The 6,171-nt window shown below is 42.2% G+C and carries 7 protein-coding genes; 5 read left to right on the plus strand and 2 right to left on the minus strand.

All coding sequences use genetic code 11. The features are described from left to right. Positions 1-77 precede the first annotated feature (77 nt). From uraD to B3J29_RS10260, 4 genes are all read left to right on the plus strand, one after another. Positions 78-581, plus strand: coding sequence for a 2-oxo-4-hydroxy-4-carboxy-5-ureidoimidazoline decarboxylase (gene uraD, locus B3J29_RS10245; protein WP_286965303.1), 504 nt, complete (start codon positions 78-80; stop codon positions 579-581). Further along, complete coding sequence (gene uraH / locus B3J29_RS10250) at positions 578-898, plus strand: hydroxyisourate hydrolase (RefSeq protein ID WP_286965305.1); 321 nt, start codon at positions 578-580, stop codon at positions 896-898. The genes uraD and uraH overlap by 4 nt, the downstream gene beginning before the upstream one ends. Positions 899-932: 34 nt before the next feature. Further along, positions 933-2,288, plus strand: coding sequence for a nucleobase:cation symporter-2 family protein (locus tag B3J29_RS10255; protein ID WP_286965308.1), 1,356 nt, complete (start codon positions 933-935; stop codon positions 2,286-2,288). 122 nt (positions 2,289-2,410) lie between these two features. Further along, complete coding sequence (locus B3J29_RS10260) at positions 2,411-3,124, plus strand: outer membrane protein OmpK (RefSeq protein WP_286965310.1); 714 nt, start codon at positions 2,411-2,413, stop codon at positions 3,122-3,124. 54 nt (positions 3,125-3,178) lie between these two features. Here the strand turns inward: B3J29_RS10260 and B3J29_RS10265 are convergent, their stop codons facing one another. Continuing rightward, positions 3,179-3,676 carry an ureidoglycolate lyase gene (locus B3J29_RS10265; RefSeq protein WP_286965312.1) on the minus strand — a complete coding sequence of 166 codons (498 nt, stop codon included), beginning with the start codon at positions 3,674-3,676 and terminating at the stop codon, positions 3,179-3,181. A 12-nt stretch (positions 3,677-3,688) separates the two neighbouring features. Next, a complete protein-coding gene (alc, locus tag B3J29_RS10270; protein WP_286965315.1) occupies positions 3,689-4,693 on the minus strand; it encodes an allantoicase in 1,005 nt (334 codons plus the stop codon). Positions 4,694-4,906: 213 nt separating this feature from the next. On the opposite strand from alc, the gene hpxO reads away from it, so the two are divergent. Then, positions 4,907-6,064, plus strand: a complete 1,158-nt coding sequence (gene hpxO / locus B3J29_RS10275; RefSeq protein ID WP_286965318.1) for an FAD-dependent urate hydroxylase HpxO — start codon at positions 4,907-4,909, stop codon at positions 6,062-6,064. Positions 6,065-6,171: the final 107 nt, after the last annotated feature.

The following is a 6,171-nucleotide window of genomic DNA, read 5'->3' on the forward strand; positions in this document are numbered from 1 at the left end:
CAAGATTAAGAAGATTTGGCACTGATATTGCAAAACCTGTACTGAACAAAAAATGAATATCATCAGGCGATTTAATAGTGCAACTCGTTGAATTTAATCAGGCATCTCCAGAAGAGGCCATTATCTTTTTAAAGCACTGTGTGCAAATACCGAGCTGGTCGACCCAGATTGAAGCAAAGCGTCCTTATGCAGCTGTTGAAGATGTATTGAATATAGCCAGACAACAGGCTGCAACTTGGACCTGGGACGAAATCAAAGCAGCTTTGGATAATCATCCACGTATTGGTGAAAAAAAGGCACAGGCTGAATTAAGCGAAGTTGAAAAAAACTTTTCCAATCGTGAACAGGCTGCGATAACTCAGGACGAAGCAACTCAGCAAGCTTTGCTAGAAGGCAATATCGCCTATGAACAAAAATATGGTTATATCTTCCTGATTAAAGCGGCTGGTCTAAATAGCCAGGAAGTGCTGAATGCCTTGAAAGATCGTTTAGCAAATGATCCAGAAACCGAAAAAGGTATTGTCCATACGCAACTGGCGGAAATCGCTTTATTAAGACTGTCACAGGAGCTGCAAGCATGATCAGCACTCATATTTTAGATACGCATCTCGGCAAACCTGTAGCACATGTGTTGATCAAACTTTTTGATGAAGAAGGTGCATTACTCGGAAAGGCATTTACCAATGCAGATGGTCGAGTCACCGATTTTGGTTTAACCGAATTTGAGGAAGGTGAATACAGTCTTGAATTTGCTACTTATGATTATTTTGAAGGCTTAGGTCTGGAAACTTTCTTTCCTAAAGCAGTCATTCATTTTCAGGTGAAAGATGCCTCTCAGCACTTTCATATTCCTTTACTGATCAGCCCATTCGCATACTCCACATATCGCGGAAGCTGATTTTTTTATTTAAGCTTTGAGGGAGAGAAAAAGAATGACAGAACAAAGCACAAACATTTCACCTGAACATGAATATCTGGGTGCAGGCAAAAGTGCAGCTTATGGCTTGCAACATGTATTGACCATGTACGGCGGTATTATCGCACCACCACTCATTGTAGGTACTGCCGCAGGTTTGGAAGCAACACAAATCGGTTTATTGATTGCGGCCGCATTATTTGTTGGCGGTCTGGCTACGATTTTACAAACCATTGGAGTGAAATATATCGGAGCCAAATTACCACTGGTACAAGGGGTTTCCTTTGCGGGTGTGGCGACGATGGTGGCAATTGTGACGACAGGTGGAGGCTTATCAGCTGTTTATGGTGCAGTCATCGTAGCTTCATTAATTGGTTTCTTCCTTGCGCCTTATTTTTCTAGAATTATCCGCTTTTTCCCGCCAGTCGTGACCGGCTGTGTGATTACTATTATTGGTTTATCACTTTTACCCGTAGCCGTTCGCTGGATGATGGGGGGCAATAAAAATGCACCTGAATGGGGAAGTGTTGAAAATATCAGCCTGGCCGTGATGACCTTGGCTATTGTGATCTGTCTAAACTTGAGCAGAAATGCCTCAATTCGTCGCTTATCTATTTTATTGGCGATCGTAATGGGTTCAGTACTGGCTTATCTGTTTGGTTTTGGCGATTTTAGTAAAGTCGGCCATGGTGCATGGGTACAATTTCCGAGTTTCTTTGCTTTTGGCATGCCGACCTTTGAACTCAGTGCAATCATTTCCATGCTGATTGTGACGTTGGTGATTATGACTGAAACAACGGCTGATATTATTGCTGTAGGTGAAATTGTTGGAACCAAAGTAGATTCAGAACGTATTTCCAATGGTCTGCGTGCAGATATGTTCTCAAGTGCAGTTGCACCGATTTTTGGTTCATTCATGCAAAGTGCTTTTGCACAAAACGTCGGGCTGGTTGCCATTACCGGGATTAAAAGCCGTTTTGTGGTCGCTGCTGGCGGTATGATTTTAGTGGTTTTGGGATTACTTCCAATTATGGGCCGACTAATCGCCGCAATTCCGGTTCCGGTACTTGGTGGTGCAGGATTGGTGCTATTTGGTACAGTGGCTGCGAGTGGTATCCGCACCTTGGCGAAAATAGATTATAACGAGCAGAAAAATCTGATTATTGTTGCAACTTCAATTGCAGCAGGCATGATCCCGATTATTGACTATTCTTTCTATGCCAATTTCCCTAAATGGTTCCAAACCCTGTTCCATTCTGGCATCAGTTCAACCTGTTTAATGGCGATCCTTTTAAACATTCTGTTTAATCATCTGCCAATGTTTAAGTCAAAAACAGAGGTTCCGGAAAAAGTCGCAGAAACGCTGCATTAAAGTTTGATTTCCTCCATATGCCCATGCCAGTCATGGGCTTTTTTTATCAAAAATTAAAAAAGTTGGCTTTGTTCTTGCTTAATACAGAATGAGATTTTTAATTCCATTGGGGAACCTTATTTATGAAATTTACTCAAGTTGCTGCTGCAACATTACTTGCATTGGGTGCAGCATCTGCACAGGCAAAACCAGTCTGGCAGGATTTTAGCGTTACTGGGCTTTATGGGGAAAACTATGAAGTTGTAGATGAAAAACAGGCAACCCTAACTGTTGAATACGCTGCAAAAGTTAAATATGCAGATGTCTTCTTTTTCATTGACCGTATGCGTGGTTCTGACGATATTAAATCAAGCTATTTTGAATTTTCACCACGTTTAAGTCTGGGTGAAGTTTCAGGTCAAAAGCTGGCATTTGGTTCAGTGAAAGATGTTCTGGTCGCAACGACTTGGGAAGGTGGTGAAGGTTTTGATAACTTCCTGTACGGCGTAGGTTTCGACCTGGCTATTCCAAAATTCAATTATGCCAGCGTGAATCTTTATCGTGTAAATAACGAAAATATGGAAGACGACTATCAGCTCACCTTGACCTATGGTGTGCCATTTAAACTGGGTACTGAAGAATTCCTGGTAGATGGCTTCCTGGACTGGTCAACTGCTGAAGATGATCATGCGAGCGAGATGAACTGGACGACCCAGTGGAAATGGAATGTCGGCAAGCATATTTCTCCTGACACCAATTTATATCTCGGTATTGAGCATTCGGTTTGGAATAACAAATACGGTATTCCGGATGCAGATGAAAATAACGTGAGTGCTTTAGTGAAATATCATTTCTAAAATAAGAAATAAGAAATTTAAAAGCCCTTATTGATAAGGGCTTTTTTAATGGGCTTAATTTTCGATAAAAATCTTTTCAGGAAAAGTATAAACATCACAGTTTGGACCAGTGCCGATCCGATCGATCACCACAAAATCACTCGGAGCTTCAAAGGTCAGCAAAGGATGATGCCAGGTACCGGCACGGTAATTTACACTTTGTGTACCATTACTGATAAAAGCCTGAATTTGACTGAGATCAGGTTTCTCGTGATCCAGATTAGGCGCAACCACAATTAAAAACTTCTGGCCCTGCATCGGGATGAACGCTTGTGAACCGACAGGATGACGTTCCAGCATTTCGATTGCAAAGGGAATAGCAGTGGTCTGAATATTTCTAAAAATACTTAGACCAACTTTTGCATCTGTTTCAGCAACCGCCAGAGCATGATAACGCTCAGTCTGCTGATCATTAATATGGAAAAAATCATTACCTTCGCAGGCAATAACCTCGCCATAAGGCAAGAAACTTTCAACAGTTAAAGGCTGTATTTTTATGGTTTGCATGCTCATAGATATAATTACTCAGGCAACTTTTCCCCATAGACGAATCCGGCTAATACCACCATCTGGAATCATATTCACCCGAATATGGGAAATTTTTTCCTGTTTTAAGATTTCCTCAACAAAACTATGAATATGATCCATCTGCATATCTTGTGCTTCAAGCAGGAATGGCCAGAACATACTTTGCGGAATTAACTGCTGATCAGTCGCATCTTCAATATAAATCGCTTGGATAGAGACTTGAGCAGGGAAGTTGCCTTTAAAGTGCGCGGTATCAATCTCAATTTTTTCAATCTGGCCACTCTGACCCAAGGCCAGAATACACCAGTCAAAACCGGGTGCACGACGGCGCTTGGTTTCCCAGCCATCACCCATATTGATGCCACGGCCTGGATTAATCAGATTACGTGGATGACCAAAGTGTGCATCACTATAGGCAATGACACGACCGCCATTTTCCAGAGCGACCAGATCAATCCCCTGATTGCTGTCCTGAACCTGAATTTTTACTTCACCATAGACTTTAAAGCGCGCCACACCCCCGTCAGGGAAAATATTTAGACGTACATGCGTAAAGACTTCGTCTGAAGCAATATTAAAAATATGATGCTGGCTCGGACCTAATATACTGTTTGGTAAAATTGAGTGCCAGGTTGCAGTGCTTAAGTCACCATTTGGTGCATAGCAGGCTTCAACTGCAGCAGAAGCCGGGTAGTTACCGGTAAAGAACGTGGTGTCGATATCCAAAGCTTTAATGGTTCCAGTCACACCTAGTTTGACAATGGCCCAGTCATAGCCGGCATGGCGCTTGCGGCGAGTTTCCCAGCCATCCATCCATTTGCCATGATCATCAAATTTATCTTCAACAAAAATTGGTGCATCAAATTGCAACATTCGTTTTGCTTCAGCAAAAAAATCATCTGAACATTCAAGAATTTCTGCACCAATCCGGCTATTAGCCAGGTTGGTAAGCTGCTGGATATGCGCAGGGATCTCGAAAATGGGTGCAAATAATGTTGCCATAACTATGTTCCATTCAAATTATGTTTAACGTGAATCTAATTTTTTATAAAAGTCTGTAATTCTGCTGAAAGACCTTATAAAAACAGGTTTTTAATGAATAGATGAATGCACGGCCTGTGCCAACTTTTGAGAAAAATCAGTGCATTATTTTCGAAATGGCACGCTTTTAGCTACACAGGGAGGAAGAAACACAATTTTGAGAGGAGTAAATAGATGGAGATTACAATTATTGGTGCAGGGATGGGGGGATTGACCACAGGAATTGCACTAAAAAAGTTTGGGCATAAAGTCACCATCTATGAACAGGCAGAAAAAATTTTACCGGTGGGCGCGGCAATCTCACTTTGGTCAAATGGGGTAAAATGTTTGAATTATCTGGGCTTAACTGAACAGGTCGCCAAGCTTGGTGGCCAAATGGATCAGCTGGCCTATATTGATGGCTTGACGGGCAACACCATGACCCAGTTTAGTTTATTGCCGTTAATTGAAGAAGTGGGACAACGTCCATATCCGGTGGCACGTGCAGATTTACAAAACATGTTGATGGACGAGTTTGGTCGTGAAGATATTCAGCTTGGCAAGAAGATGGTTGAGCTGCAAGAACAGGAAGATGGTGTTCTGGTTAAATTTGCTGATGGTACAGAAATCAAAACAGACCTACTGATTGGTGCAGATGGAACCCATTCCATTACCCGTACCTATGTACTGGGTGAACAGGTTTCTCGTCGCTATGCCGGTTATGTTAACTGGAATGGTCTGGTAGAAATTTCAGAAAAGCTTACTCCGGCAGATCAATGGACCACATTTGTCGGACAAGGTAAGCGTGTTTCGCTGATGCCTGTGGCAGATGGAAAATTCTATTTCTTCTTTGATGTGCCGTTGCAAGTTGGTTTAGAGAATAATCGGGCAGAATATAAAACCTTGTTGAAACAGTATTTTGAAGGTTGGTGTGCGCCGGTTCAGCATCTGATTGATGCGCTGGATGAACAGAAAACCAATCGGGTTGAAATTCATGATATTGAACCGTTTGCCCAGTTCTATAAAGGTCGTGTCGTAATTGTTGGTGATGCCGCACATAGCACCACACCGGATATTGGTCAGGGTGGTTGTCAGGCCATGGAGGATGCGATCTATCTGGCCCGGTCTTTACAGATTAATACGCTGGGTCTGGAAGATGCCTTGAAACGCTATCAGAACAAACGTAATGAACGTGCCAATGAGCTGGTCTTGCGTGCGCGTAAACGTTGTGATGTCACACATATGAAAGATGAAGCCGTGACCAAAGAATGGTATGAAGAACTGCGTAAAGAGCAGGGACCGCATATCATGAAAGGGATTATCAGCAATATTATTGGCAATCCTTTAGATTAATTCTACGTTTAACCTCTTGGCAAAAAGCCCTTCACATTGAAGGGCTTTTTTATATTAGACCTCTTGCGAAAGTATTATTTTTGACTAGGGTCTGTTGACATTTACTG

Source organism: Acinetobacter sp. UBA5984, from assembly GCF_002429925.1.
Classification (GTDB): domain Bacteria; phylum Pseudomonadota; class Gammaproteobacteria; order Pseudomonadales; family Moraxellaceae; genus Acinetobacter; species Acinetobacter variabilis.

What these genes read in the sequence shown, in the direction of transcription:
- uraH (WP_286965305.1), top strand. Translation starts at nt 578, where the DNA reads ATGATCAGCACTCATATTTTAGATACGCATCTCGGCAAACCTGTAGCA.
- B3J29_RS10255 (WP_286965308.1), top strand. Translation starts at nt 933, where the DNA reads ATGACAGAACAAAGCACAAACATTTCACCTGAACATGAATATCTGGGT.
- B3J29_RS10260 (WP_286965310.1), top strand. Translation starts at nt 2,411, where the DNA reads ATGAAATTTACTCAAGTTGCTGCTGCAACATTACTTGCATTGGGTGCA.
- B3J29_RS10265 (WP_286965312.1), bottom strand. Translation starts at nt 3,676, where the DNA reads ATGAGCATGCAAACCATAAAAATACAGCCTTTAACTGTTGAAAGTTTC.
- alc (WP_286965315.1), bottom strand. Translation starts at nt 4,693, where the DNA reads ATGGCAACATTATTTGCACCCATTTTCGAGATCCCTGCGCATATCCAG.
- hpxO (WP_286965318.1), top strand. Translation starts at nt 4,907, where the DNA reads ATGGAGATTACAATTATTGGTGCAGGGATGGGGGGATTGACCACAGGA.